Here is a 1874-nt window from a genome sequence, read left to right as displayed (position 1 = left end):
GCATCATCCCGCTCAGCGAATGGCAGCGGACCGAGGCCGGCCTGATGCAGCGCATGCGCGCGCTGAACCTGTTCATCGGCGACATCTACGGCAAGCAGCAGATCGTCAAGGACAAGGTGTTCCCGGCGATGCTGCTGAAGGATTCGGTGAACTTCCGCGAGCAGTGCGTCGGCATCACCCCGCCGCTGGGCGTGTGGGCGCACATCTGCGGCTCGGACCTGGTGCGCGACGGCGACGGCACGCTGTACGCGCTGGAGGACAACCTGCGCATTCCGTCCGGCGTGAGCTACATGCTGGAGAACCGCATGGTGGCCAAGCGCGTGTTCCCGGAACTGTTCGAGACCAGCTCGATCCTGCCGGTGGACGAGTACCCCAGCCAGCTCTACGACACACTCGCGGCGCTGTCGCCGCGCCCGGGCGATACCCCGGTGATCGCGTTGCTGACGCCCGGCGTGTTCAACAGCGCCTACTTCGAGCACGCGTACCTGGCCCAGGCGATGGGCATCGAGCTGGTCGAAGGCAGCGACCTGTTCGTCGCCGACGACGACTGCACCTACATGCGGACCGTCTACGGGCCCAAGCGCGTGGACGTCATCTACCGGCGCGTGGACGACCTGTTCATCGATCCGGAAGTCTTCCATCCGGATTCCGTGCTCGGCGTACCGGGGCTGATCCGCAGCTGGCGTGCCGGCAAGGTGGCGCTGGCGAACGCACCGGGTGCGGGCGTGGCCGACGACAAGGTCGTCTTCGCCTATGTGCCAAAGATGATCAAGTATTACCTGGACGAGGATCCCATCCTGCCCAACGTGCCCAGCTACCTCTGCCACAACGCGAAGGAGCGGAAGTACGTGCTGGAGAACATCGAGAAGCTCGTGGTGAAGCCGGCCAACGAATCCGGCGGCTACGGCATGCTGATCGGCCCACGCTCGACCAAGCGCCAGCGGGAGAAATTCAAGGCGCTGATCGAGGCCAACCCGCGCAACTACATGGCCCAGCCCACGCTGGCGCTGTCCACCGCGCCGATCGTCACCAAGCAGGGTCCATCGCCTCGCCACATCGACCTGCGTCCGTTCGTGCTCTCGCGCCAGGACACCTATGTCACCACGGGTGGCCTCACCCGCGTGGCGATGGTGAAGGGGTCGCTGGTGGTGAACTCCTCGCAGGGCGGCGGCGCCAAGGACACCTGGGTCGTCGACCTGTCCGACCATGGCGAGGAGGCCGCCTGATGCTGTCGCGCGTCGCGGACGATCTCTACTGGTTCAGCCGCTATGTGCGGCGCGCGGAAAACACCGCGAGGCTGGTCGGCGTGGGCAGCCAGCTGCAGCTCGACATGCCGCGCTCGGTGCGGTTCGCGTGGCGGCCGATGATCGACACGGTCGGCGCGGGCGAGCGCTTCGAGCAGTGCTTTCCCGAGACCGGCGACGCCGCGGGCGATGTCGACGTGATCCGCTTCCTGTTGCTGGACGAGCGCAATCCGTCATCGCTGCGCGTGTCGGTCGACGCGGCGCGCGAGATCCTGCGCAGCATCCGCGACACGCTGCCGCAGGACGTGTGGGAGGCCATCAACGACCTGCACCTCTACATCGCCGCCTACGGGGAACGCAGCCTGAGCCGCCGCTACCGGCTCGATTTCCTGCAGCGCATCGTCGACGGCTGCCTGAAGGTGTCCGGCCTGCTCAGCGCGAATGTCAGCCGCGACATCGGCTACCAGTTCCTGCGGCTGGGCACGGCGCTGGAACAGGCCGACATGACCACGCGCATCATCGATGCCGGCGCATCCGGCCTGGTCACTCCGCGCAACGAAGACGACCGCGAAGCCTTCCAGAACATGCAGTGGATGAGCGTGCTGCCCACCATGCCGCCACGTCCGGGCG

At 66.7% G+C, this 1874-nt stretch carries 2 protein-coding genes; both read left to right on the top strand.

From position 1 onward, the window contains the following. On the top strand, positions 1–1226 hold a 1226-nt coding region (locus AC04L7_RS17840; RefSeq protein WP_475513586.1), incomplete at its 5' end, for a circularly permuted type 2 ATP-grasp protein. Continuing rightward, a partial coding sequence (locus AC04L7_RS17835) for an alpha-E domain-containing protein (RefSeq protein ID WP_475513585.1) occupies positions 1226–1874 on the top strand: 649 nt, incomplete at its 3' end. The genes AC04L7_RS17840 and AC04L7_RS17835, both read left to right, overlap by 1 nt.

It is taken from the genome of Pseudoxanthomonas sp. LjRoot204_2 (assembly GCF_056175765.1).
The sequence above is the reverse complement of the archived record's forward strand: the minus strand, read 5'-3'. Positions and strand labels throughout refer to the sequence as shown.